Annotated in this window: 27 protein-coding genes and 1 pseudogene; 25 read left to right on the plus strand and 3 right to left on the minus strand. The window is 50.9% G+C overall.

Going from position 1 to position 23,066, the window contains the following annotated elements; all coding sequences use genetic code 11:
• The first annotated feature begins 118 nt into the window (after positions 1-118).
• The 5 genes from lpdA to lipB all read left to right on the plus strand — a co-directional run bounded on the left by lpdA (position 119) and on the right by lipB (position 5,827).
• On the plus strand, positions 119-1,546 hold the full coding sequence (gene lpdA / locus AC0YN0_RS12355) for a dihydrolipoyl dehydrogenase (RefSeq protein WP_475821503.1): 1,428 nt from the start codon (positions 119-121) through the stop codon (positions 1,544-1,546).
• Between the two features lie 124 nt (positions 1,547-1,670).
• The gene (locus tag AC0YN0_RS12360; protein ID WP_475821504.1) at positions 1,671-2,705 is read left to right on the plus strand and encodes a thiamine pyrophosphate-dependent dehydrogenase E1 component subunit alpha; all 1,035 of its coding nucleotides are present in this window, start codon (positions 1,671-1,673) and stop codon (positions 2,703-2,705) included.
• Positions 2,705-3,688 carry an alpha-ketoacid dehydrogenase subunit beta gene (locus tag AC0YN0_RS12365; RefSeq protein ID WP_337101703.1) on the plus strand — a complete coding sequence of 328 codons (984 nt, stop codon included), beginning with the start codon at positions 2,705-2,707 and terminating at the stop codon, positions 3,686-3,688. The genes AC0YN0_RS12360 and AC0YN0_RS12365 overlap by 1 nt, the downstream gene beginning before the upstream one ends.
• Positions 3,689-3,721: 33 nt before the next feature.
• Positions 3,722-5,080, plus strand: coding sequence for a dihydrolipoamide acetyltransferase family protein (locus AC0YN0_RS12370; RefSeq protein ID WP_475821505.1), 1,359 nt, complete (start codon positions 3,722-3,724; stop codon positions 5,078-5,080).
• An 18-nt stretch (positions 5,081-5,098) separates the two neighbouring features.
• On the plus strand, positions 5,099-5,827 hold the full coding sequence (gene lipB, locus AC0YN0_RS12375) for a lipoyl(octanoyl) transferase LipB (RefSeq protein ID WP_475821506.1): 729 nt from the start codon (positions 5,099-5,101) through the stop codon (positions 5,825-5,827).
• Here the strand turns inward: lipB and prli42 are convergent.
• Positions 5,795-5,899: a stressosome-associated protein Prli42 gene (prli42, locus tag AC0YN0_RS12380; protein WP_475821507.1), complete on the minus strand. Its 105-nt coding sequence runs from the start codon at positions 5,897-5,899 to the stop codon at positions 5,795-5,797. The two genes, lipB and prli42, sit on opposite strands and share 33 nt — an antisense overlap.
• 91 nt (positions 5,900-5,990) lie before the next feature.
• On the opposite strand from prli42, the gene AC0YN0_RS12385 reads away from it, so the two are divergent.
• Complete coding sequence (locus AC0YN0_RS12385; RefSeq protein ID WP_475821508.1) at positions 5,991-7,124, plus strand: M20/M25/M40 family metallo-hydrolase; 1,134 nt, start codon at positions 5,991-5,993, stop codon at positions 7,122-7,124.
• A gap of 200 nt (positions 7,125-7,324) precedes the next feature.
• On the opposite strand, the pseudogene mciZ reads toward AC0YN0_RS12385, so the two are convergent.
• A pseudogene (mciZ, locus tag AC0YN0_RS12390) lies at positions 7,325-7,405 on the minus strand (Z-ring formation inhibitor MciZ); the annotation flags it as partial.
• 100 nt (positions 7,406-7,505) lie between these two features.
• On the opposite strand from mciZ, the gene AC0YN0_RS12395 reads away from it, so the two are divergent.
• The 3 genes from AC0YN0_RS12395 (at position 7,506) to fur (ending at position 9,341) form a co-directional block, all read left to right on the plus strand.
• Positions 7,506-8,069 (plus strand): NUDIX hydrolase, encoded by a 564-nt coding sequence (locus tag AC0YN0_RS12395; RefSeq protein WP_337101709.1) that lies wholly within the window; start codon positions 7,506-7,508, stop codon positions 8,067-8,069.
• A gap of 98 nt (positions 8,070-8,167) precedes the next feature.
• Positions 8,168-8,773 (plus strand): stage II sporulation protein M, encoded by a 606-nt coding sequence (spoIIM, locus tag AC0YN0_RS12400; protein WP_475821509.1) that lies wholly within the window; start codon positions 8,168-8,170, stop codon positions 8,771-8,773.
• A gap of 106 nt (positions 8,774-8,879) precedes the next feature.
• Entirely contained in the window at positions 8,880-9,341 is a 462-nt protein-coding gene (fur, locus tag AC0YN0_RS12405) for a ferric iron uptake transcriptional regulator (protein ID WP_442050452.1), read from the plus strand.
• 60 nt (positions 9,342-9,401) lie between these two features.
• On the opposite strand, the gene AC0YN0_RS12410 is transcribed toward fur, so the two are convergent.
• Positions 9,402-10,184, minus strand: a complete 783-nt coding sequence (locus AC0YN0_RS12410; RefSeq protein WP_475821510.1) for a S8 family peptidase — start codon at positions 10,182-10,184, stop codon at positions 9,402-9,404.
• On the opposite strand from AC0YN0_RS12410, the gene AC0YN0_RS12415 reads away from it, so the two are divergent.
• The 16 genes from AC0YN0_RS12415 to AC0YN0_RS12490 all read left to right on the plus strand — a co-directional run bounded on the left by AC0YN0_RS12415 (position 10,156) and on the right by AC0YN0_RS12490 (position 23,000).
• Positions 10,156-10,368 carry a hypothetical protein gene (locus AC0YN0_RS12415; RefSeq protein WP_475821511.1) on the plus strand — a complete coding sequence of 71 codons (213 nt, stop codon included), beginning with the start codon at positions 10,156-10,158 and terminating at the stop codon, positions 10,366-10,368. The two genes, AC0YN0_RS12410 and AC0YN0_RS12415, sit on opposite strands and share 29 nt — an antisense overlap.
• 66 nt (positions 10,369-10,434) lie before the next feature.
• Positions 10,435-10,662 carry a hypothetical protein gene (locus tag AC0YN0_RS12420; protein ID WP_475821512.1) on the plus strand — a complete coding sequence of 76 codons (228 nt, stop codon included), beginning with the start codon at positions 10,435-10,437 and terminating at the stop codon, positions 10,660-10,662.
• 176 nt (positions 10,663-10,838) lie between these two features.
• Positions 10,839-11,981 carry an alanine dehydrogenase gene (gene ald, locus AC0YN0_RS12425; protein WP_475821513.1) on the plus strand — a complete coding sequence of 381 codons (1,143 nt, stop codon included), beginning with the start codon at positions 10,839-10,841 and terminating at the stop codon, positions 11,979-11,981.
• Between the two features lie 78 nt (positions 11,982-12,059).
• On the plus strand, positions 12,060-12,293 hold the full coding sequence (locus tag AC0YN0_RS12430; RefSeq protein ID WP_475821514.1) for a DUF4227 family protein: 234 nt from the start codon (positions 12,060-12,062) through the stop codon (positions 12,291-12,293).
• A gap of 112 nt (positions 12,294-12,405) precedes the next feature.
• A complete protein-coding gene (gene xerD / locus AC0YN0_RS12435; RefSeq protein WP_475821515.1) occupies positions 12,406-13,296 on the plus strand; it encodes a site-specific tyrosine recombinase XerD in 891 nt (296 codons plus the stop codon).
• Positions 13,297-13,318: 22 nt separating this feature from the next.
• Complete coding sequence (gene deoB, locus AC0YN0_RS12440) at positions 13,319-14,494, plus strand: phosphopentomutase (RefSeq protein WP_475821516.1); 1,176 nt, start codon at positions 13,319-13,321, stop codon at positions 14,492-14,494.
• A 72-nt stretch (positions 14,495-14,566) separates the two neighbouring features.
• On the plus strand, positions 14,567-15,391 hold the full coding sequence (locus tag AC0YN0_RS12445; RefSeq protein ID WP_475821517.1) for a purine-nucleoside phosphorylase: 825 nt from the start codon (positions 14,567-14,569) through the stop codon (positions 15,389-15,391).
• A gap of 119 nt (positions 15,392-15,510) precedes the next feature.
• Positions 15,511-15,687 carry an aspartyl-phosphate phosphatase Spo0E family protein gene (locus AC0YN0_RS12450; RefSeq protein ID WP_475821518.1) on the plus strand — a complete coding sequence of 59 codons (177 nt, stop codon included), beginning with the start codon at positions 15,511-15,513 and terminating at the stop codon, positions 15,685-15,687.
• A gap of 24 nt (positions 15,688-15,711) precedes the next feature.
• Positions 15,712-17,043 carry a pyrimidine-nucleoside phosphorylase gene (locus AC0YN0_RS12455; protein WP_475821519.1) on the plus strand — a complete coding sequence of 444 codons (1,332 nt, stop codon included), beginning with the start codon at positions 15,712-15,714 and terminating at the stop codon, positions 17,041-17,043.
• 180 nt (positions 17,044-17,223) lie between these two features.
• Entirely contained in the window at positions 17,224-18,435 is a 1,212-nt protein-coding gene (locus AC0YN0_RS12460) for a D-alanyl-D-alanine carboxypeptidase family protein (protein WP_475821520.1), read from the plus strand.
• Positions 18,436-18,553: 118 nt separating this feature from the next.
• Positions 18,554-18,907, plus strand: coding sequence for an anti-sigma F factor antagonist (gene spoIIAA / locus AC0YN0_RS12465; protein WP_442050464.1), 354 nt, complete (start codon positions 18,554-18,556; stop codon positions 18,905-18,907).
• Complete coding sequence (gene spoIIAB / locus AC0YN0_RS12470; protein WP_442050440.1) at positions 18,904-19,350, plus strand: anti-sigma F factor; 447 nt, start codon at positions 18,904-18,906, stop codon at positions 19,348-19,350. Before spoIIAA ends, spoIIAB begins: the two co-directional genes overlap by 4 nt.
• Positions 19,351-19,369: 19 nt before the next feature.
• On the plus strand, positions 19,370-20,125 hold the full coding sequence (gene sigF / locus AC0YN0_RS12475) for an RNA polymerase sporulation sigma factor SigF (RefSeq protein ID WP_475821521.1): 756 nt from the start codon (positions 19,370-19,372) through the stop codon (positions 20,123-20,125).
• A 115-nt stretch (positions 20,126-20,240) separates the two neighbouring features.
• Positions 20,241-20,891 carry a stage V sporulation protein AA gene (locus tag AC0YN0_RS12480; RefSeq protein WP_475821522.1) on the plus strand — a complete coding sequence of 217 codons (651 nt, stop codon included), beginning with the start codon at positions 20,241-20,243 and terminating at the stop codon, positions 20,889-20,891.
• Positions 20,884-21,312 carry a stage V sporulation protein AB gene (locus AC0YN0_RS12485; protein ID WP_475821897.1) on the plus strand — a complete coding sequence of 143 codons (429 nt, stop codon included), beginning with the start codon at positions 20,884-20,886 and terminating at the stop codon, positions 21,310-21,312. Before AC0YN0_RS12480 ends, AC0YN0_RS12485 begins: the two co-directional genes overlap by 8 nt.
• A 32-nt stretch (positions 21,313-21,344) precedes the next feature.
• Positions 21,345-23,000, plus strand: a complete 1,656-nt coding sequence (locus AC0YN0_RS12490) for a spore germination protein (RefSeq protein WP_475821523.1) — start codon at positions 21,345-21,347, stop codon at positions 22,998-23,000.
• Positions 23,001-23,066: the final 66 nt, after the last annotated feature.

The raw sequence follows: 23,066 nt of genomic DNA on the forward strand, positions 1-23,066 counted from the left end.
GAAAACAGGTACAATAGAAGTGAATGGTTTGCGTTAGATTTTCATGTGAGATAGACCGACAACGAATTTCAGATTAGGACATGCATATATTATTTATAGGAGTAATGGAGGGAACGAAATGGCAATACAAGTGGATGTAGCCGTTCTTGGCGGTGGACCCGGAGGATATACGGCTGCGATTCGTGCCGCGCAATTAGGCAAATCCGTAGCAATCGTTGAGATGGATAAGCTTGGAGGCACCTGTCTTCACAAAGGATGTATCCCAAGCAAATCGCTGCTGCGCAGCGCAGAGGTATATGCGACGCTTCTAGAGGCGGGCAAATACGGTGTAGACGTAGCCGAAGGAGCAATAGGTCTTAACTTCGGCAATGTTCAGCTCCGCAAAGAGCAGACGGTCGAACAGCTCCACAAAGGTCTTCGAAGCCTGATGAGAAAACATGGCATTCAGATCATTGAGGGAAAAGGACGCGTTATCGGTCCTTCCATATTTTCGCCTAGAAGCGGGTCGCTCGCAGTAGAGCTTCCTGACGGCGAGATGGAATCGGTCGTCTCTACAAATTTGATTATTGCAACAGGCTCGAGGCCGCGTACCTTGCCGGGATTAGAGCCAGACGGGGAATACATACTAACAAGCGACGAAGCACTCGTTATGGACAAGCTGCCTAAGTCGATTATTATTGTCGGCGGAGGCGTGATCGGCGTCGAATGGGCGTCCATGCTGCAAGACTTCGGTGTGCAAGTAACGCTCGCGGAAGCGGGTGCGCGTCTAGTACCAGGCGAAGATGTTGATGTATCCGCAGAGTTGACCAAGATATTGCGTCGTCGCGGCGTACGAGTGCTAACCGGCATTCAATTAAATACCGATACGTATGAACGGAAGGACGGCGAGGTTTCGATCTCAGCCGCTACCGAGGATGGCAACGTATTGTTAACGGCTGAGAAGCTGCTCTTATCGGTTGGCAGGCAGCCGAATATCGAAGGCATAGGACTTGAGAATACGGATATTCAAACCAAAAACGGTGCGATTGCCGTGAATGCATTCGGACAAACAAGCGAGCCGCATATTTACGCAATCGGTGACGTAATCGGCGGCGTGCAGTTAGCGCATGCCGCAGCACATGAGGGGTTAATCGCGGCTGAACACATTAATGGCGGCAAACCCGAGGCGCTCGATCATCATCTCATTCCGAGATGCATCTACTCGCGTCCCGAGATCGCTTCGTACGGATATACGGAAGATCGGGCTCGGGCGCTCGGACATGAGATCAAGACGGGCAAAATTCCGTTCCAAGCGATAGGCAAAGCACTGGTTCTAGGAGAAGCGGAAGGATTCGTGAAGGTCATTGCCGATAATAAAACAAATGATATTCTCGGTGTTCACATGATTGGTCCTCATGCGACGGATCTGATTTCCGAAGCCTCGTTAGCGGGCTTGCTGAACGCGACACCTTGGGAAGTCGGACAGATGATCCACCCGCATCCGACATTAGCCGAAGCGCTTGGCGAAGCGATGTTAGCCGTTGATGGGCGGGCTATTGCGTATTAATCTAGCTTTGCGGCAAAGAAGCTCATGCAATAACGGTTTTCTTTTTGATGGAAATACGGTTATAATATATAATATCAAGTCTTAGGACCAGGTTTTAATAGTTGGTAAAGGGAGGAATACCCTCATGACCCAATTCGCTTCTACAGGGCAAAATGCACGTCATTTGGAGTTAGGGCTCAGCAATGAGCAAGCAATTGAAATGTATTCAACAATGCTGACGGCACGCAAGTTCGATGAACGAATGCTGCTGCTTCAGCGGGCAGGAAAAATCAATTTCCACGTCTCTGGTATCGGCCAAGAGGTTGCGCAAGTTGCCGCGGCTTATGCGCTGGACCGGGATCATGATTACTACTTGCCTTACTATCGTGATTATGGCTTCGTTCTTGCCGTTGGCATGACGCTAAGAGAGCTGTTATTGTCGGTATTCGCTAAGGCGGAGGATCCGAACAGCGGCGGTCGTCAGATGCCGGGGCATTTCGGGTCTAAGAAGCTGCGTATTGTGACGGGTTCCAGTCCGGTGACGACGCAGGTTCCCCATGCAGTAGGCATTGCGCTCGCGGCTAAGATGAAGAAGAAACCGTTTGTCAGCTTCGTGACCTTCGGAGAAGGTTCAAGCAATCAAGGCGATTTCCATGAAGGCTGCAACTTCGCAGGCGTACATAAGCTGCCTGTCATCCTCATGTGCGAGAATAACCAATATGCGATTTCCGTACCGCTTCACAAGCAGCTTGCAGGCAAGGTAGCGGATCGTGCCATCGGTTATGGCTTCAAAGGTTTGCAGGTGGATGGCAATGACGCGCTTGAGGTGTTCCGCGTCGTGAAGGAAGCGCGTGAACGCGCTGTTACAGGCGAAGGGCCGACTCTTATAGAAGCATTAATGTATCGCCTCTCCCCGCATTCGACGTCGGACAACGATCTGGCCTATCGGACGAAGGAAGAGGTTGACATGAACCGTGCGAAAGACGGCATTCCGAAATATAAGCAATATTTGATCGATAGCGGCATTTGGTCGGAGGAGCAAGACGAGGAGCTGCAGCTTCGTATACGCAAAGTGCTGGATGAAGCGACGGCTTACGGCGACAAAGCGCCATTCCCAACTCCTGAATCGACTTTGCTTCACGTCTATGCTGGCGATGCAGAGCAAGGAGGGACTCCATAATGGCTGTTATTGAATATATCGATGCGATCAGGCTTGCCATGAAAGAAGAAATGGAGCGCGACGATGACGTATTCGTATTAGGCGAAGACGTTGGTCTTAAAGGCGGCGTCTTCACGACGACCAAAGGGCTTATGGAACAATTCGGCGAGCTGCGGGCGCTAGATACTCCGCTGGCCGAGTCAGCCATAGCCGGAGTTGCAATCGGAGCTGCTATGTATGGCATGAAGCCGATTGCCGAGATGCAATACTCGGACTTTATGTTCCCTGCTACCAATCAAATCATAAGCGAAGCGGCCAAAATCCGTTATCGCTCTAACAACGACTGGAGTTGTCCGCTCGTGATACGGGCTCCGATCGGCGGAGGCATCTTCGGCGGATTATATCATTCACAATGTCCGGAATCGGTATTTTTCGGAACGCCGGGACTTAAGATTGTAGCGCCATACCGCGCTTATGATGCGAAGGGCTTACTGAAAGCTGCCGTTCGCGACCCGGATCCGGTTCTGTTCTTCGAGCATAAGAAGTGTTATAAGCTTGTCACGGGTGAAGTGCCTGACACCGATTATATTGTACCTATCGGCAAAGCTAACGTATTACGCGAGGGCGATGATATTACGGTTATCTCCTACAGCATGCCGCTTCACTTCATCGAGCAGGCCGCAGCCGAGCTTGCCGACGAAGGCATTAGCACTCATATACTCGATCTGCGAACGATCCAGCCCCTTGATAAGGAAGCGGTGCTGGAGGCGGTTCGCAAAACCGGCAAGGTGCTGATCGTACATGAGGACAACAAAACAGGCGGCGTTGGCGCAGAAGTGTCGGCTATCATTGCGGAAGAGCTGCTATTCGAGCTAGACGCGCCGATCATGCGTCTATGCGGACCGGATGTGCCGGCTATGCCGATCAATCCGCCGGGCGAGAAGTTCTTCATGCTTAATAAGGATAAAGTGAAAGAAGCTATGCGTAACTTGGCGTTGTATTAATTGCATGGCACGCATGTGCTTGTCAGTTAGGGGATGAGAAGATTGAAAACGATGATCGAAGTCGTCGTGCCGCAGCTTGCGGAATCACTCGTATCGGCCACAATCGACAAATGGTTGAAGCAGCCTGGCGATTGGGTAGATGTTTATGAGCCGATCTGCGAGATTTTGACGGATAAAGTGAACGCCGAGCTGCCTTCCACAGTATCAGGCACGCTTATGAAAATATTAGTTGGGAACGGTGAGACCGTTCCTGTCGGGACGCCGATCGCCCTAATGGAGGTTGAAGGCGAAGCTGGCGATGCAGATGCTTCAGCTTCTAGCGGAGCATCGACTAACACTGCGGCAACCTCTAGTGGCAGCGCTGCGTTGTCAGTGTCGTCTGGAGCACCTGTCGCAGATGCTGACGCTCCGATGAGAGGCAGGTTCTCTCCGGCTGTGCAGCAGTTGGCTGCCGAGCACAACATCCGATTGTCTGATGTGCCGGGCACTGGTCTAGGCGGAAGAATTACACGCAAGGACGTGCTTGCCTACGTCGCGTCTGGTGCTGCAGGTAAAGCAGGCGGGGGAGGTCACGCGACTCCGGTCTCTTCCGCAAGCATGGATCCGAAAGCTCAGGTTCGGTCGTCAGGTATTCATTTGTCCGAATCGCCAAGATTGCCGAAGATTGAGGTTGAGGGCTCGAATTCGCCAAGTCGCGGCGAAACCTTCATCGACGTCACTCCGATTCGCAGTACGATCGCACGGAATATGCGCCAAAGCGTTAGTGAGATTCCTCATGCCTGGACTATGATCGAAGTAGACGTTACGAATCTCGTGCTGCTCCGCAACAAGCTGAAGGATGAGTTCATGAAGCGCGAAGGCGTGAACCTGACTTATCTTGCATTCCTGCTTAAAGCGGTCGTAAATGCGATCAAAGACTTCCCGATCATGAACTCCGTCTGGGCTGTGGATAAAATCATCGTGAAGCGCGATATTAACATCTCGCTGGCCGTCGGCACGGAAGATTCGGTTATGACCCCGGTCATTAAGAATGCCGATCATAAGAATGTCGCAGGACTTGCGAAGGAGATCGAAGAGCTCGCCCGCAAAACGCGCGAAGGGAAGCTAACGCTTTCCGATATGCAGGGCGGAACGTTCACGGTGAACAACACAGGTTCATTCGGCTCCATATTGTCATATCCGATTATTAACTATCCGCAGGCTGCTATTCTAACGTTCGAATCGATCGTGAAGCGCCCTGTCGTTATTAATGACATGATTGCGGTACGTTCCATGGCTAACTTGTGCTTGTCGCTTGATCATCGGATCTTGGACGGCGTTATTTGCGGACGATTCCTGCAGCGGGTGAAAGACAATCTCGAAAGCTTCACATTAGATAGCAAATTGTATTAAGAAAAGGGGAATACCAACATGGCTGCTGCGGACAATGAAGAACGCTCAGAAAGGTTGGAAGCCCACTATATACCTATGCTGGACTACGCGGAAGCGTGGGAGCTTCAGAAAGCATACGTCAAACAAATCGACCGGGAGGAGCGTCCAGAGACGCTGCTCCTTCTTCAGCATCCACCGACCTATACGATCGGATCGGACCGCAATCCTGAGCACTTGCTTCTGAATGAATCGGAGCTCAAGGAACGTGGTATTTCCTTATACGAGATCGACCGCGGCGGAGATATTACCTACCATGGTCCAGGACAGCTCGTCGGCTATCCGCTTCTTTATCTCGATGCGGTAGGACTGGATCTGCATGCGTATTTGCGAAGCTTGGAGCAGGCGATAATCGATTGGCTTGGCGTGTACGGTATAGAAGCGGGCAGAAAACCGGAATATACAGGGGTATGGGTTGGCGACGAGAAGATCGCCGCCATCGGAGTGAAGTTCAACAAAGCGCGCAATCGCCGCGGATTCGTAACGAGTCACGGCTTTGCGCTTAATATCAAGGAAGGCATTGCGTTCGAAGGCTTCAACGGCATCGTCCCGTGCGGCATTGGCGAGTACGGCGTCACATCGTTTAATGATCTGACCGGACGCGACCTGTCGGTGGAGGAAGCAGCTGCGGAGTTGCTGCCGTTCTTCGCAAAGCAATTTAAGTTCGACGTGCCGGAATTAGTACAGCAAAGAGCCGAGTCCAGCGACTAACGTCGATAAAAGCATGGCGGATACAAGAACTATGGCGACGATACGAATGACTTTACGGTTGCCCATGCGCATGCAGCCCCTTTCTGGAATAATAGGATTGTAATTGCGTATTGCCTGTCTCTATCTCTATTGTATACGAATTTGATGAATGGAGGAAACGTAAATGATTGCAAAAGATCGATTAGTGAGTGAATTTATGGAGCTGGTGCAGATCGATAGCGAGACGAAGCACGAGCAGGAGATAAGCAAAGTGTTAAAGCATAAATTTACTTCATTAGGCTTGTCCATTGATGAAGATGACGCTGCTGCGAAGACTGGCCATGGCGCGAACAATCTGTTTGCCAAGCTTGCCGCAACGGATGGGTTAGCGGACGCTGCGCCGATATTTTTCACTTGTCATATGGATACGGTAACGCCCGGCAATGGCATTAAGCCTCAATTGGACGATGACGGCTATATCCGCAGTGACGGGACTACGATACTCGGAAGCGATGACAAGGCGGGAATTGCGGCGTTATTCGAAGCCATACGCGTGTTGCAGGAACAGTCGGTTCCCCACGGTCCGATCCAATTCGTTATTACGGTCGGCGAAGAATCGGGTCTTCTAGGCGCTCGCGCGCTTGATGCATCGAAGCTGGACGCGAAATACGGTTATGCGCTTGATTCGAACGGAAAGGTTGGCGATATTGCCGTAGCTGCTCCCACGCAAGCGAAGGTAAGCATTAAGATGTACGGTAAATCGGCCCATGCCGGCGTTAATCCCGAAGACGGCATTAGCGCGATTCAAGTTGCAGCCAAAGCAATTGCTAGAATGCCGCTCGGCCGTATCGATAACGAAACGACGGCGAATATCGGCAGGTTCGAAGGGGGAGGCGCAACGAATATTGTCTGCGACTATGTGAAGATCGATGCCGAGGCGCGCAGCATCGTACAGCATAAGCTGGATGCGCAGATCGAAGCGATGCGCAAGGCAGTCGAAAGCGCCGCAACTGAGTATGGCGCACGAGGCGAACTCGTAAGTGAAATTATTTACCCCGCTTATCAATACGATGATGAGGATCCTGTCGTTCAGCTCGCGAAGCAAGCGATTGTCGCAATCGGCTGCACGCCTCGCACTTTCCACTCGGGCGGCGGCAGCGACGCGAACATTTTCAATGGATTAGGTGTTCCGACTGTCAACCTTGCTGTGGGTTACGAGCATATTCATACGACGAAGGAACAAATTAAAGCGGATGATCTTGTCAAAGTTACCGAGCTGGTCGTCGAAATTATGAAACAAGCTGCTGTTGGCAGATAATCCATACGATAAAGTAGCCCTCCTGAAGGTTATCAGCTTAAGCAACTGATACCGCAGGAGGGCTTATTGTTTGATTTAGAAATTAGCAGAAGTGATTATTGTTCTGAAACTACGTGCAGATCGATAGGAGGGCGACGCATGGCCGTTCCTCCAGTGAAGTCGGACAACAGCTTGTAATTGGCGCCCGTCCCTGCGGCAGCACTGAGCTTGCGCAGCTGGTGACGAATTTCCCAAGCCTTGCCGACCAAACGAAGCTGATTCGAAGCGACATATTGTTTCATGGATATCGCACCTCTCGTAATTTGATATAATGATAGGTATGCGACAGATGGACAACCTATGCCATCTAGTGAATAAACCGTAGAAGGAGCTGCTGTACATATGGATAAGAAACAATCAAGCGAGCTTTGGCGTGAGGAGACGATTAGTACGGAATCGATTTTCCAAGGGAAAATGATTTCGCTGCAAGTGGATACGGTAGCATTGCCCGAGGGTCGAACAGCGACAAGAGAAATCGTGAAGCATCCTGGTGCTGCCGCTGTTATGGCGTTGCTGGACGGCAAGCTGCTTGTCGTAGATCAGTTCAGAAAGCCGCTTGAAAAATTTCAAATCGAAATTCCCGCAGGCAAGCTGGATCCGGGAGAAGATCCATTGACCGCGGCAGCAAGAGAGCTCGAGGAGGAAACAGGATATAGAGCGAAGGAGCTGAAGCTGCTGAGCGCCTTCTATACGTCTCCAGGCTTTGCGGATGAGAAGTTGTATATTTACTTCGCTGAACAGGTGGAGGAAGGCGTTCAAAGCCCGGACGAGGATGAGGATTTGAATGTCGAAGCCATCACGATGGAGCAAGCTGATGCCTACATAGCCGAGGGTCGCATAAGCGATGCCAAAACGATACTTGCCGTATACGCATGGAAGCTATATCAATTAACTGGTCGCATCTAGAGCTCGTCATACCATCGTAAGATCACTCATAAACTAAAATTGGACACGCTTTTCTGCTAATGAGCGGTATAGATTGAGTTTGGTGGTGAATGTAACCGATGGTGAAGAACAATTTGTCGCTGTATGTGTTCGTGGCTGTACTGTTTGTTGTAGGGGCTATATTCGGGGCGCTTATGGTTAATGCGCTGACATTCGAGCAACAGCAGGATTTGGCTCAAGATGTAGATCAATACGTGAGATTGATGGGAGCGGGAATCGGTGTCGATGAAACGGATTCGTTCTGGGAGAGGTTCGTTTTCCATGGCAAATGGATGCTGCTTCTATGGCTGCTAGGCATAACCGTTGTCGGGATACCTGGCGTGCTTGCGCTCAATTTCTTGAAAGGTGCGCTAGTCGGTTTCTCGATCGGCACGCTTATTAACCAGTATGCTTGGAAAGGGGTTTGGTTCTCACTCGTATCGATTGCGCCGCAAAACATTATTGCGATACCGGCGATGATCGTTACAAGTGTCGCAGCTCTGACGTTCTCCATTTATGTGGTCAAAAACAGGCTGCTCCAGCAAAAAGGGACGCTGGCTCCTGAACTTGCCGGCTTCACTTCTACAACGTTGCTTATGGTCATCGTCTTAGCGGGAGCTTCGCTCTTCGAAGCATACGTTTCGCCGACAATTATCGGTTGGGCATCTCCTTTACTATCGTCTTAAGCTGCCAGCATACGACAGCAAAATGTTTGACTTTATTGCATGTTAGCCCCTATAATGAAAGGAAAGTTTCCTGATATAGGCGCAGACATGTGGTAGGGGGGAAATCATGGAAGCCCGGATTGAGAAAATCAAACAACAGTTGCAGTCCCAGGGCTACAAATTAACCCCGCAACGGGAAGCAACCGTCCGCGTATTGCTTGAGAATGAAGATGATCATTTAAGCGCGGAAGATGTGTTTATGCTCGTAAAGGATAAAGCACCGGAAATCGGATTAGCAACCGTTTATCGGACGCTCGAGCTTCTAAGTGAGATGCATGTCGTCGAGAAGTTGAACTTTGGCGACGGCGTTGCTAGATACGATCTTCGGACCGACAGCAGCAAGCATCATCACCATCACCTCATTTGTGTGCAGTGCGGATCAATGGACGAAATTAAAGAAGACTGGCTTTTGCCTCTCGAAGAGAAGCTGGAAGCGGAATACGGTTTTTTTGTCATTGATCATCGTCTTGACTTTCAAGGCGTGTGCCACCGCTGCAAAGCAAAAAACGACAACCCAACTCAATCATAAACGGCTTGGCTGCCCAGCATAACTGGACGGCAAAGCCGTTTTGGCATTTCTATGGAGCACCTATCTTTTCTTTATGACGTTGACGGATGAATTGATATCGAAGATTTGATCCAATTGCATTAATCCAGAGCCTTGGGCAATGACATTGTAATTTTCCAGTTTGATCGCTTTCCTGCGCAATTGAGTAGATACGGCTGCCGGACTTAAAGAAGTTCTGCGGCTGAGCAATAAGGCAGCACCTCCCGCGACATGGGGGGAAGACATGCTTGTGCCCGACAACTTCTTGTAGGAGTTGCCCGGCCATGTCGATAATATTTGCTGCCCCGGTGCAGTAATGGCAATGCCTGGGCCTCTGCTGCTGAAGCTTGCAATCTGATTGTCTTTCGTTGAAGCGGCAACCGCGATTACTTCCTCATAAGCAGCAGGTTCATCAATTTGTTTGCTTGATTCTCCCGAATTTCCCGCAGACGCTACGATTACGATCCCTTGTTTCACTGCTCTCCGTACCGCGTCATGCAGAACGCCGCTGCTCTCCGAACCCGTAATACCGAGACTCATGTTAATCACATTCATTTGCCTGCTGATACACCAATCAATACCCTCGACTATGTCCGAGACGTATCCTTCTCCGTTCGCGTCCAGCGCTTTGACCGCATATAATTCAACCTCCGGAGCAACGCCAATGATATTGTCATTAGTTCCTAACGCGGCTATAATGCCGGCAACATGGGTCCCATGACCGTTATCGTCACTATACGAGCCGCCGTTAATCGTATTAACCCCGCCGGCAATCCGGAGATCCGGATGATTCGCAATGCCGGTATCAATGACGGCGACCTTCATCGGGCTGCCTTTTGAAGTAGCCCATGCTTGGGGCGCTTTTACGCGACTAATGTTCCAGGTTATTAAGGAAGCTTTTGCTGTCGGCTTTGTTGTAGTCATCATTAGTGGAAGCGAACGCTTGAAAGACCTGTACTTATTAGGCTTGGATGGAGCTTTGTACGGAACTTTGAAAGGCGCCTTGTAAGGAACAGCAGCATGTATTTTGATTTTAAGATCCTTCTCGACTTTCCTAACTTCCGGATGGCTGGATATGGAAGACGGCGAAGCTCCTTTCAGGACATGGAAGCCAATCAATAAGCTTCTTGATACGGCCTTAAATGGAGTAATACCGCTCTCTTTCATCATTTTCAGGCAGCGATTATATGATTTTCTTGACCGCAAAGTAATAATTTGTCGCGCCGTTCGTTTCGAAGGCTTGATGGCGGCACAGCGTCGGATCATGGATTCCAGCTTTGGCAATGAAATTGAGCCTCCCTAGTCAGCTTTAAGCTAGTTCAGTGTATGGGAAACGAGCGGTTTACGTATGGGTGACTGTCGATAGGACACATATTTTTAGGCTTTGCTGGAAAACGTATCGCGTATGGACGATCAAGTTGGCTTGTTCGTTCATACATCATAATAAGAGCGTTTAAGATGGTCTCGGGAGGGGTAATCATGTTAATCGGCGTGCCGAAGGAGATTAAACAGAGTGAATATCGGGTTGCGTTGACGCCGGCTGGCGTTACGATGCTGAAGGCGGCTGGCCACGAGGTGCTGATTGAGGAAGGTGCAGGCAGCGGCAGCGGATTCGAGGATAGCGACTATAGGCGTGAGGGTGCGAATATAGCCTCAACTGCTGCTGAGGTTTGGGGTAAAGCAGATATGATTATGAAGGTAAAGGAGCCGCTTGCAGAGGAGTTCGGATATTTCCGTGAAGGGCTGCTCTTATTTACTTATTTGCATTTGGCCGCTGCGGCGGATTTGACTAAAGCGCTAGTCGAGCGCGGAGTAACGGCAATTGCTTATGAGACGATCCAACTTCCAAACGGCAGTCTGCCGCTTCTTACGCCGATGAGCGAGGTTGCGGGTCGTATGTCCGTGCAGGTAGGAGCGCAGTTTCTAGAAGCGTTCAATGGCGGACGCGGGGTACTTCTTGGCGGGGTTCCGGGGGTGCCGCCTGCGGAGGTCGTTATTATCGGGGGAGGAATTGTGGGCACGAATGCTGCGAAGATTGCGCTGGGGATGGGAGCGAATGTCGTTATATTGGAGAAGAGTGCAGATCGAATGCGTTACTTGGACGATGTATTCGGCGGTCGGCTCCGAACGTTGATGTCAAGCCCGCTTAATATCGCGGAAGCAGTGAGCCATGCCGATCTGCTTATCGGTGCTGTTCTTATTCCCGGAGCGAGAGCCCCGCAATTAGTAACGGATCAGATGGTCCAAATGATGCGGAAGGGCTCAGTTATCGTCGATGTAGCCGTTGATCAAGGCGGATCCATTGAGACCGTCGATCGTCCGACAACGCATAAAGATCCGATTTATATGAAGCATGGCGTCGTTCATTATGCAGTTGCGAATATACCGGGAGCCGTGCCGCGCACTTCGACCTTCGCGCTGACGAACGCCACGATCTCCTATGCGCTTGATTTGGCCAATAAAGGACTGGACGCGATTCGCCGAAGCGTACCGCTGCAGAAGGGCGTCAACACGCATGCGGGCAATGTAACGTATGAGCCGGTTGCGGCAGCGACTGGCATGCCTTATACCGCACTGGACAAATGGCTGAACAGCGTTGCTTATGAAAACCTGGAGTCGTAAGCGAATATTCACATCGGCCTCCTCATAAGGTGTAGCGAGCGGACAACCGTGAAGCACTTGAAGCGGAGGCTGATGATGATGGTTTTATCGATAAGGAAGTGGGCAAGCAAGCTGTTCTTTATTGTCGTTTTTACTGCGGCATTATTAGTAGTCACGGGAGGCTATCGTTTTTTGGTCGATGCGATATCTCCTGTTCATCCCTATAGGGAACCGAAGGGAGAGGCGCTGAAGGTATTTTTGACCGATCCGGAGTCGCCCGAGGGCGGTCATTTGGCGGACAGATTACGTTGGTTTTATTGGTATGGCGAATAAGGCGAACCGTGCATGGCATTGTGCACGCTGCACAGAAATATAGCAGAAGCAGGATTTGCCGTTGCGAATGTGGAATAATTGTAGGTGAGAAGCAGCATGGAAAGGAATTGGAATGAAGGCTTATCTGAAGACGTACTTGGAGCACCTGGAAGTCGAACGTAGGTTGTCCTCTAATACTCTCTCGTCCTATGAGAGAGATTTGCTTGCGTTCGCCGCTTATGCCGAGGAACAGGGTATTGGCGAGCCGTCCCAGCTGCAGAGGCATCACTTTGCACGTTATATGCTCCATCTTAAGGAGCAGGGAAGGAAGGCGGCAACGATTACGAGACATATCGTATCGTTGAAAGCTTTTTTTCATTATTTGACCAAGGAAGGCGTCATTATTCATAATCCTTCGATCTATCTGGAGGCGCCAAAGCAAGAAAAGAAGGCTCCGAAATTGTTGTCCGAATCGATGACAGCCGTGTTGCTCGATTCGCCTCAGTCGGATAAGCCTGCCGGGAAGCGGGACAAAGCGATGCTGGAGCTTCTTTATGCGACTGGCATTCGCGTTTCTGAGCTCGTTGCCCTTGATGCCGAGCACTTACATATGCAGCTTTCGGCCGTTCGATGTATAGATGCTGGCGGGAAGGAACGTATTGTCCCTTTTGGGCGCATGGCGGCAGAAGCGTTAATCGCTTACTTGGAGGACGGCAGGAAATCGCTTATGAGACATAACGAGAATGAGTCTGCCTTATTTCTGAACCATTTAGGCACGAGAATGACGAGGCAGGGCTTCTGGAAAACGATCAAGAAATATGCGAAGGAAGCGGGCATATCAGACGATATTACGCCTCATACGCTCCGCCATTCCGTCGCTGCGCATCTGCTCGAGCATGGCGCGGACGTACGTTCCGTGCAAGAGCTGCTGGGCCATGCCGATCTGGCGACAACGCTTAAATATGTAAAGCAGCCAACAACGCGAATCAAGGACGTCTATAAAAGCGCGCACCCAAGAGCGTAGACTACATAGGAGGACAACATCGATGAGATTTGATCGTATTGCAGTGATTGTATTGGATAGCGTCGGAATCGGCGAGCTCCCGGATGCGCCAGCCTTCGGAGATTCCGGTGCGCATACCCTAGGGCATATCGTGGAGCAATCGCCGGAATTACGATTGCCCAATATGCGCATATGGGGCCTCGATCGAATTGCGCCGATTGGCGCGTGGTCGGAGTCCAAAGAACCTCCTGCTGCTTATTACGGCAAGATGGCGGAAGTATCCGTAGGCAAAGATACGATGACTGGTCACTGGGAGTTAATGGGGCTTAAGATTGAGGTCCCGTTTCAGACGTTTCCTGAAGGCTTCCCGCCGGAGCTGATCGAGAGCTTCGAGCAGCGCACCGGCCGCAAGGTTATCGGCAACAAGCCGGCAAGCGGTACAGAAATCTTGGACGAGCTGGGCGAGGAGCAGATGAGAAGCGGCTCTTGGATTGTCTACACATCGGCAGACAGCGTGTTTCAGATTGCCGCTCATGAAGAAGTGATTCCGCTGGAGGAGCTGTACCGGGCATGCGAGATCGCCAGAGAGCTGACGATGGACGAGCGGCATTCCGTTGGCCGAGTGATCGCGAGGCCTTACATCGGGAAGCCGGGAGCGTTCGCGCGCACGCCGAACCGGCATGACTATGCGGTCAAGCCTCCTCAGGCAACGGTATTGGACACGCTTAAGGCTGGCGGTTACGATACGATTGCAATCGGCAAAATCAACGATATTTTCGACGGGGAAGGCATTACGGCTACATCGCCAACCAAAAGCAATGCAGACGGCATTGCGAAGACGATAGAGCAGCTTGGCAAGCCGTTCAAAGGTTTGTTATTCACGAATTTGGTTGATTTCGACTCGTTATACGGACACCGTCGTGATCCGCTTGGTTATGGGAAGGCGCTTGAGGAATTCGATCTTGCCGTTCCTGAGCTCGAAAAGCAGCTAGGCGAGCGCGATTTGCTAATCGTAACTGCCGATCACGGCAATGATCCTGTTCATGCGGGAACCGATCACACGCGCGAATACGTGCCAATTATGCTATATAGTCCGTCATTCACTAAGACGGCAAGGTTAGAGACTAGAACAACCTTCTCCGATCTTGGCGCGACGATCGCCGATAATTTCGGTGTTGAAGCACCGCCTAACGGAGAGAGTTTCTTGCATCTGCTGTAAAGAAAATATGCGGTTATTTTTATCTAGCGAAACAAAAGCATAACTAAATCAATAGAATGGGGAGAACAGACGATGAACGCATTGACGTCGGCGCATATTAAAGAAGCAGCGGAGTTTATTGAAAGCAGAACGACACTTAAGCCGGAAATCGGTCTTATCATGGGATCAGGATTAGGTGTGCTTGGCGATCATTTGGAAAACCCGGTGACGATTGATTATCACGATATTCCCCATTTTCCGATCTCGACGGTTGAAGGACATGCAGGAGAGCTGTTGATTGGAACGCTGTCAGGCAGAACGGTTCTCCTTATGCGCGGCCGCTTCCATATGTATGAGGGTTACGGTCCGGAGTTAACGGCATTCCCGGTTCGAGTCATGAAGGCGCTTGGTGTCAAATCATTGCTCGTAACGAATGCTGCCGGCGGCGTGAACTTGACTTACGATCCAGGCAATCTCATGCTCATCTCCGATCATATTAATTTAACGGGCAAAAACCCGCTCATCGGTCCAAACGACAATGAGCTCGGCGTTCGTTTTCCAGATATGTCTGAAGCGTACAGCAAACGACTGCGCGCAATCGCGAGAGACATTGCGGCAGAGCAAGGGATGACGCTGCGTGAAGGCGTATATGCCGGCTTGCTTGGTCCGACGTATGAAACGCCTGCCGAAATCCGTATGCTGCGCATCATTGGTGCAGATGCTGTCGGAATGTCGACAGTTGCCGAGGTTATAGCTGCCCGCCATTCAGGCATCGAAACAGTCGGTATTTCATGTATCAGTAACATGGCTGCCGGAATATTGGACCAGCCGTTGTCGCACGAGGAAGTTATGGAAACGACGGAACGTGTGAAGAACCAGTTTTTGGGACTTGTAACAGCGCTTATCGGAAAAATGTAATAAATATGAAATAAAAATGTAACACAACTGTCACATTTACATCGACTTAATATGACAGTGTTCGCTCGCTTAATCGTCGTATAATGTCCATGAACATTGAATGATGGAGTGAGAACGAGATGGATAAGAATAGGCAATTACTCTTACAAATGGAGCAATTGCGGAGCAAAATGGTGGAAACTGCGCTATTAAGGCAATCCTTCCTGCACCGTGAAGTCATAACGCTCAGTCAGCGGTTGGACGAAATGATCATTCGTGTGCAGAGGGAGCAAGCCGCGCTTTCGAGAGCGAATTAATGCGCAGAGAACGAGGAGGCAATTATGCGCGCAGTAGATATTATCCATAAGAAGCGGGACGGCGGAGAGCTTACCGCTTCTGAACTAACTTATTTGATTGACGGCTATTGCCGAGGGGATGTTCCAGATTATCAAATGTCCGCTTGGGCGATGGCTGTTTTCTTTAGAGGAATGACGCCTCGCGAGACGGCTTCGCTTACACTGGCGATGGCGAATTCGGGCGATCAGGTTGATCTCGGCCCCATTAGCGGCGTGAAGGTTGACAAGCATAGTACAGGAGGCGTCGGCGATAAGACGACCTTAATTATTGCGCCGCTTGTCGCTTCAGTGGGCATTCCGGTCGCGAAGATGTCCGGCAAAGGTCTTGGGCATACTGGCGGTACGATCGATAAGCTGGAGTCAATCGAGGGATTCCGTACGGAGCTTTCGCGCGAGCGGTTCATGACACAAGTGAATGATATCGGACTGTCGGTCATTGGGCAGAGCGGCAACTTGGCTCCTGCCGATAAGAAGCTGTATGCGCTGAGAGACGTAACAGGCACTGTCGAATCCATTCCGCTCATTGCCAGCTCGGTTATGAGCAAGAAGATTGCGGCGGGCGCCGATGCGATCGTGCTGGACGTGAAGACAGGCAGCGGGGCATTCATGAAGACGCTGGAGCATTCCGAGCAGCTTGCGCAAGCGATGGTGGAGATTGGGACCGAGGTTGGCCGTCATACGGCAGCTATTATTAGCGATATGGACCAGCCTCTCGGATACGCGATTGGCAATGCGCTAGAAGTAGCTGAATCGATCGAGACGTTGAAAGGCCGCGGACCAGCAGACTTGACTGAGCTATGCCTGACATTAGGCGCTCATATGGTCGTTCTTGGCGGTAAGGCGGGCGATGTCGAATCGGCCAAGGAGATGCTTCGCGCTCAGCTATATAATGGAGCTGCGTTAGCCAAGTTTAAGCAGTTCGTAGCTGCACAGGGCGGGGACGAAAGCATTGCTGACGATCTCTCGCGCCTGCCTAGCGCTCCGCATCGTGTCGAAGTGAAAGCCGGAGCTGAAGGTTATATCAGCGCGATTGAAGCCGAGCAGCTGGGTCTAGCGGCAATGCTGCTTGGCGCTGGCAGAGCAACGAAGGAAGCGGAGATCGATTATGCGGTTGGATTGACGCTTCGTCTGAAGGTCGGCGATCCTGTGCAAGCTGGAGAGACGCTTGCGGTTCTTCATGTTCGCGAGAATAATGATGCTGCGAACGAAGTTGCGGCTAGGGTCCGAGATGCTTATTCGATTACGGATAAGCAGCCTGAACAACGTAAATTATTGTTATCGGTCGTAACGTCTTCAGGAGTCGAGCGTTATGCATAATTAAACAATTAAGCTGGAGCTGTATCAGAAGGTCGAGAAGACTTTCTGGTGCAGCTCTATTTTTTATGGGGCGAACGACGGATGGATTGGAATAATTTGCAAAGATTCGGTCAACAATGTAGAGGAAAATATAGCCGAAAATGGCCGCAATCGCTGTCAACTATTTAGGAGGAATAAGCGTTGAAAAACAAAGCTAGTAAATTGCTCATATTCGTTCTTGTCATTTCGCTCGCGTTGCCGGGGGCTGTATTTGCCGAAGAGCCGGCTCCTGCGCCTGAGCAGGTTGCTGCATCGGAATCCGGAGGGCAAGCGCCGCAGGTAGATCTAGCGCCTTCAGCGCGCTCGGCGATCATGATGGATGCGGAGAGCGGCACTGTTATTTTCGAGAAAAATAGTCACGACAAGCTTCCGCCGGCCAGCATTACGAAGATTATGACGATGCTGCTCATTATGGAGGCGCTAGATAGCGGGAAAATTAAGTTAACCGACAAAGTGCAAACGAGCGAATATGCGGCGTCTATGGGCGGATCGCAAATTTTCCTTGAGCCTGGCGAAGAAATGTCGGTCGAAGAGATGATTAAAGGCATCGCTCTTGCTTCTGGCAACGATGCATCTGTAGCTATGGCTGAGAAGCTGGCAGGAACCGAACAGCAATTCGTCGCCATGATGAATGAGAGAGCGCAGCAGCTCGGTCTCAAGGATACGATGTTCGCTAATCCGAACGGTCTTCCGGTTGCGAATCACTATTCGTCAGCGCATGATATTGCCATCATGTCGATGGAGCTCCTTAAGCATTCCGAGGTTACGAAGTATACAGGACTCTATCAAGATTACTTGCGCAAGTCGTCAGAGAAGCCTTTCTGGCTCGTCAACACGAATAAGCTTGTCCGCTTCTATAGCGGAGCTGACGGGCTAAAGACCGGCTTTACGAGCGAAGCGAAATATTGCTTGTCGGCAACGGCGAAGCGCGATAATTTGCGTATCATTGCTGTCGTAATGGGTGAACCAACTACGAAAACAAGAAATGCCGAAGTATCGCAAATGTTCGATTACGGCTTCGCGCAATATATGAATCACAATCTCGTCAAAGAGGGCGACAGCATCGGGACGGTGCGGATCGAGAAAGGCGCTCAGAAGGAGCTGCCGCTTGTCGCAACCCACCCTTACAGCGTGTTGCTGAAGAAAGGCGCAGCGACGAACGATATTCGCTCCGAGCTAATCGTGAACGGACCGCTTAAAGCCCCGATTCAAAAAGGCCAGTCAATTGGCAAGCTTGTTGTGTATCAAGGCGATCAGGTGCTTAAGGAGTTCCCGATCCAGTCGCCGGAGGATGTTGGCAAGGCAGGCTTCTGGAAAATGTTCAGACGTTCGTTCAACGGTTTGTTCGGTTAGCGATGCGGTTTTTGTCAGCTCATAGCGGTATGCTTCTAGTTTTGTCGGCATGCAGGAGAAGGCCGCCTTCTTGGAGAATTGCTTGTTCTATCTCGAAATGAAGGAGATGAGCAGCTTAATGAGTCTGCAAGCAGAGTTGGAGCATTACCGAAATATGCTGATCGTACGTCTTCGAGGCGAGCTTGACCATCATACGGCTGACGTCGTGAGATTTAAGATGGAGGAAGCGATTGCCCGGGGGACAACGGATCACGTTATTCTGAGCTTGAAGGAGCTGCAATTCATGGACAGCTCTGGTCTTGGCGTCATCTTAGGCAGGTACAAGCAAGTGAAGAGCCGAGGCGGCAAGATGGTCGTATGCGACGTCAACCCGAATGTGCAGCGGCTGTTCGAGTTGTCGGGCATATTCAAAATAATAACGATGCACGACAATGAACGTACCGCCATTACGAGTTTGGAGGTGGTGTCATGACCGGAACAAATGAAATGACGCTTTCCTTTAGTGCGAAGTCGGAGAATGAAGCTTTCGCGCGGATCGCGGTTGCAGCATTCGTATCACAGCTCGACCCGACGCTCGATGAACTGAACGATTTGAAGACAGCTGTCTCTGAAGCGGTAACCAACGCGATTATTCACGGATACGAGAGCGATCCGTCCTGTCAGGTAACGATCGAGGCAACGATCGAAGGCGACTCCGTATCGATTACCGTAACGGATAACGGCCGCGGAATAGAAGATTTGGAGCTGGCAAGACAGCCGTTGTATACATCCAAGCCGGAGCTTGAGCGCTCAGGTATGGGATTCACAATTATGGAAAACTTTATGGATCGCTTCGAGGTTGCAAGTACGGCAGGCGGCGGAACCCGCGTGGCGATGCTGAAGCGAATCGAATCGAAAAAAGCGCTCTACAACTAGGGCATAGGGGTTGAACCTCATGGAAGCTGATTTGAAACATACGGCCCAGCCATACTTGGATGATGCAGAGGTTAAACGGCTCATCGCATTAAGCCAGTCGGGCGATACAGTTGCAAGAGATACGCTGGTTAACTGCAATATAAGGCTTGTGTGGTCGGTTGTGCAGCGTTTTATTAATCGGGGATATGAACCTGAGGATCTGTTCCAGATCGGCTGCATCGGCTTGCTGAAGTCGGTAGATAAGTTCGATTTGTCCTATGATGTTAAGTTCTCTACTTATGCCGTGCCGATGATTATCGGCGAGATTCAGCGGTTTCTGCGGGATGACGGGACGCTCAAGGTGAGCAGATCGCTTAAGGAAACAGCGAACAAAGTACGGAAGATGAAGGATGAGCTGTCTAAGACGCTTGGCCGTCTGCCAACGATCAGTGAAGTGGCGGAACGGCTCGGCATCACGCCAGAGGAGGTTGTGTTCGCGCAAGAGGCGAATAAGCCTCCCACATCGATACATGAAACGGTGTTCGAGAATGACGGCGACCCGATTACGCTTATGGATCAGATCGCTGACGAATCGCAGGAGCGATGGTTCGATAAGCTGGCGCTCATCGAGGCGATTGAGGGACTTAGCGAGCGTGAGCGGCTCATCGTATACTTGCGCTATTACCGTGACAAGACGCAATCCGAGGTCGCGAGCCGGCTTGGCATATCGCAAGTGCAAGTATCGCGCCTGGAGAAAAAAATATTGCAGTCCATTCGAGACCAGATCGCCCAATAGGGCGGACTGGTCTTTTTCCGTTTATTACCTGTCTAAGCATGAGTATCCGAAACAGCCTTTTCTCATACTATATTTGAAACATAAACCATGGAATTAGCAGAAGGGAAGATGACAGATGGAAGCAAATAAGCCTTCGCTCCTCTATCTGCGTCTCAAGAAACGAATTTATATGCGCCCGGAGCAGCGTGTCACGTTAGGTCAAGCGGCTCGGCTGCTGGCAGCGGACGCAGAGACGGAGCAGTCGCTTAAGCAGCTCATCCTGTATGAGCATAAGAAGGCGGACGGCAATCGGGTCGTCATCGACCTTCTCCAGATCGTCAAGGCAATCCGAGAAGCAGCCCCCGGGTTGTCGGTGGAAGCCTATGGCGATCCTCAGGTGCTCGTGATGATCGCCGAGAAACCGGTGAAGCCGCGAATTTTCGTGCTCATTCTCTCTTGGCTGCTGCTCTTCTTCGGTGCAGGTCTTGCCATTATGAATTTCCACACGGATGTCAGCATGAAGGAGGTACATACTCGCATTGTCGAGCTGATCAGCGGCAAGCAAATCGAGCATCCGCTTTGGTTCCAAATTCCGTACTCGCTCGGTATTGGGCTGGGGATGGTTCTCTTCTTCAACCATTTATTCCGCAAGAGGTTCAATGAGGAACCCAATCCGCTGGAAGTCGAGCTCTATATGTATCAGGAAAATGTGAACGCCTACGTCATTGCCGATGAGATGCGCAAGAAGTCAGATTATGATCAGACGCGGGGCGGAAGCGATGGCTGATGTCCTGGCGAATGTGTTCATCGCGCTGCTGGGGCTGGCTGGCGGGCTGGCGGTCGGCAGCGGACTCGTCGCTTTGTTGATCGTCATTGATCTCATTCCTCGTCTTGCGCAGCTTGCGAACGCATATCGACTGTCTATTCTGTTCGAGACTGCGGTTATTAGCGGTTCGATGTACTGGACGTTCGCAGACTTCATGGATTGGGAGCTTGGCTGGCATCCGCTCCTCTTGCAAAGCGGCGCCGGCTTATTCGACGGATTGTTCGTCGGTATGCTCGCCGCGGCATTGACAGAGGTGATGAATGTTCTGCCCATTCTAGCCAAAAGAATGAACTTATCGGACTATATGGTCGCTCTCGTCATGGCTATGGTGCTTGGCAAGACAATAGGCTCATTGTTCGATTGGCTTATATTTCAGTGGTAATTCTAACATTAATGTTGAAGAGGTGAGGAAGCATGTCGGATACGCGTTCCGAGCATCCAGGAAGCGAGCAAGAGGGAGTAGGCGTGGAGCAGCTTATTGCGTCAATGCCCGATGAGCAGAAGCAAGAGGAGTCACATCAGGCAGGCGAATCTGAAGAGCAATCCGTTAATTCGCAAATGGGCAATCGAATCCATGAGGTTTCAGCGGGTTCGGACGATAAGAAGAAGGAAAATCCCATACCGCATAAGCTCAATGATATTCTATCGCGTCTTGAGAATGAGATTGGTTACAAAACAAGCTTCGACGTTGTCGTGCGCGAGATGACGTTCGGTGAACGCAAAACGGCGATTCTGTTCATGAATGGACTCGTTAAGGACACGCTGTTAACGGAAGTGCTGAAGAGACTGACCTATTTGCATCCCGATGACTTGTCGGGCGATGCGCTCTACGCCTTTCTGAATTTGTATGTGCCTGCCGCGCAGGTCGTCAAGCAGAAGGATTGGAACGAGATGTTAACCTGCGTGATGTCGGGCGCAACTGCGCTGTTCATCGATGATGAGCCCGCAGCGTTAATTATCGATGCGAAGAGCTTCCCGTCACGAGGCCCGGAGGAGCCGTCGCTGGAGAAGGTCGTTCGTGGTTCGAGAGACGGCTTTGTTGAAACACTTATGACGAATGTATCGCTCGTTCGCAGAAGATTGCGCGACCCTCAATTACGATATGAGATTTTACAGCTTGGCGAGCGGACGAAAACGGATGTGTGCATCGCCTATATTGCCGATTTGGCTGATCCGAAGCTCGTGAAGTCGATCAAAGATAAATTCTCGATGGTGAAGCTGGACGGGCTGCCGCTGGCGGACAAGCAGCTGGAAGAGGCGACCGTTAAACGCGGCTGGAACCCGTTCCCGCTCGTTCGTTACTCGGAGCGGCCCGATACGGTATCGGTTCACTTATTGGAGGGGGCTGTCGCCGTCTTCGTCGATACATCGCCAAGCGTTATGACGCTGCCTACGACTTACTTCGACCTTATGCAGCATGCGGAGGAGAATCGTCAGACGCCGTTTATCGGTACCTACTTGCGGTGGGTTCGTTTCATTGGAATCATCGCCTCGTTGTTCCTGTTGCCGATGTGGCTGCTGTTCGTTATGCACCCTGAAATGAAGCCTGCTGCGCTAGAATTTATCGGTCCGAACAAAACAGGCCAGCTTCCGCTCATCGTCCAGTTCCTGTTGGCAGAGATCGGCGTCGATCTCATGCGAATGGCATCTGTCCATACGCCGACCTCGCTTGCAACAGCTATGTCATTAGTCGCTGCTATTCTTATCGGCGACATTGCAGTACAGACCGGCTTATTCGTCAACGAGGTTATCCTCTATATGGCGGTTGCCGCCATCGGCATGTTCGCGACGCCGAGCTATGAGCTTGGACTTGCCAATCGGATCGTAAGGCTGGTATTGATCATAGCGGTTGCCGCATTCAGCGTGCCGGGCTTCGTCATCGCGACGACGGCGATTATTATGATGCTGACGCTGGAGCGTTCGTTCAATCGCCCATACATGTGGCCGTTTATACCATTTGATCTGAAGGCGCTATGGAGCATCATCGTTCGCCAGCCTGTTCTCTATAACCGGACGCGCCCGAATCTATTGCACCCGCAACAATTAGACAGAATGCCAAAGACAAAGTAGGTTCACAAAGAATGCAAATGAAATGTGAAATTATCCATTTCGGCGGCGGTTAGTTTGCGATATACT

The organism is Paenibacillus sp. J22P218, assembly GCF_056269195.1.